The organism is Bartonella sp. CL100XZDX (assembly GCF_042195375.1).
Taxonomy (GTDB): domain Bacteria; phylum Pseudomonadota; class Alphaproteobacteria; order Rhizobiales; family Rhizobiaceae; genus Bartonella.
In genome coordinates this window covers 1-1,678 of sequence record NZ_JBHIOH010000061.1, presented here as the reverse complement: position 1 = coordinate 1,678, position 1,678 = coordinate 1, and the positions used below count along the sequence as shown (strand labels likewise).

2 protein-coding genes and 1 pseudogene are annotated in these 1,678 nt (G+C 35.6%); 2 read left to right on the top strand and 1 reads right to left on the bottom strand.

The genetic code is table 11. From position 1 onward, the window contains the following. Positions 1-289 precede the first annotated feature (289 nt). Positions 290-616: a hypothetical protein gene (locus ACFILU_RS06550; RefSeq protein WP_273721234.1), complete on the bottom strand. Its 327-nt coding sequence runs from the start codon at positions 614-616 to the stop codon at positions 290-292. Between the two features lie 113 nt (positions 617-729). On the opposite strand from ACFILU_RS06550, the gene ACFILU_RS06545 reads away from it, so the two are divergent. Continuing rightward, a complete protein-coding gene (locus ACFILU_RS06545; protein ID WP_375675283.1) occupies positions 730-1,053 on the top strand; it encodes a hypothetical protein in 324 nt (107 codons plus the stop codon). Positions 1,054-1,063: 10 nt separating this feature from the next. Then, positions 1,064-1,678 (top strand): annotated as a pseudogene (locus ACFILU_RS06540) (hypothetical protein); the annotation flags it as partial.

Sequence of the window (1,678 nt, the reverse complement as noted above, 5' to 3'; positions counted from 1 at the left end):
ACTAAGAGAATTTCATCAGAATTTATAAACACTGGTTTCTTCACAAATGCCTCCATACTGCCTATTGGCAAAAGTTATTTTCTAAGATATGGAGTGAACATATTTTCGATTTTAGAATAAGTCAATATAATTTTTCTAAAACAGAAAAAAATTTTTTTAGTGATAGACAAATAGTCTACACAAAAAAGTAATTTAATTTTCATTTCAATGTGGAGAAAATTCTGTATGAAGCAGTCTAAAAAAGCTCTAAAAATATTTTCGTCATTAACAAATGAGCAAAAACGGGTGGTTATTTTCCATCTTCTTCTTGCAAAGATCGCAGAAAAGAAATGACGGCTTTTCTATGCTCTGGCTTTGCCGAGGAATATAATTTTAAAAAATAATCATCACAATTATCGGGTATAAAATGAGGGGGGAGAGCTTTAAAAAATGAAGTTAATCTAACGAGTTCATCAGCAGATATGCTTCTACTTTCTTTATCATCATCGACAGAAAGCATTTTAGATACAACAGATGTATGAAGTCCCATATGTTTAGCTAATTCAGTTCGGGACCCATGACCCATTGTTTTAAGTTTTTCATTTGCCCAAATTTTTATTTCTTTTTGAATATCCATACTTATCAATATTCCTATTGTTTTAAAAAATATCAACATTTCTATTTTAGAAAAAATGTTGACATTTTTTCTATAATCGAATAAATGCCTGTTTGATAAATAGAGAAATTAAAATGAATATCAAAAATTCAGCAGGTACGATTATAAAATATTTAGGCGGTGCGAAACGTGTGTCGTTGATTTCTCAATGCCATGTGTCTGCTGTTTATAAATGGACTTATCCTTTAAAAAAACTAGAGGGTAAAGGCGGAATTATACCAGCTAAATATCAAATTATGCTTCTGAACTACGCCCGTGATCATGGGATAGATTTGCGTCCAGAAGATTTTTTTTATCCCGAGCGCTTGCAGAGATTAATGCAAGAGCAACACCCCCCAATGTCGAAAATTAGCAAGAGCTGCGGTGTTGATCACACCGGAGAAACTTTACAGCATTAAGGAGACAAAGATGGCTGTAGAAAAGAAATATGAGTTCACACGCCAAGGAATAACGGTTTATCCTGATAAGAATAATTCACATGGTATTGTAATGCTTCGTCGCATACGGGCACTGAGAGACTTTGGAAGAGTCAAGAAAGGTGATCTTGGCGGTCTTATAGAGCATGAAGGTAACCTATCACATGAGGGTGATTGTTGGGTAGCTGGTTCGGATAGATCTTTTAATAATGGGTATGTTTTTGGCAATGCTCGTGTTTTTGGAGATGCCCGTGTTGGTGGCATGGCACGTGTTTTTGGGCATGCACAAGTATACGGTTGTGCAGATGTTTCTAATTGTGTGTATGTTTATGATTATGCAAAGATTTATGGTAATGCGGAGGTTTATGGTAGTGATACCCGTGTTTATGGTAAGGCGCAAATTTATGAGAATGCTTCAGTAAAAGGCAAAGCAGAAGTTTACGGCAATTCTCGCATTTATGGGGATGCTAAGGTTTACAACAAAGCACGTGTCTACGGTCAAGCCAAGGTTTTTGGTAATGCCGAAGTTTTCAATCAATCTAAAGTTTATGACAATGCGTTAGTTCACGGGCATGCCAAGATTAGAGAGAATGCCAAGATTTACGGC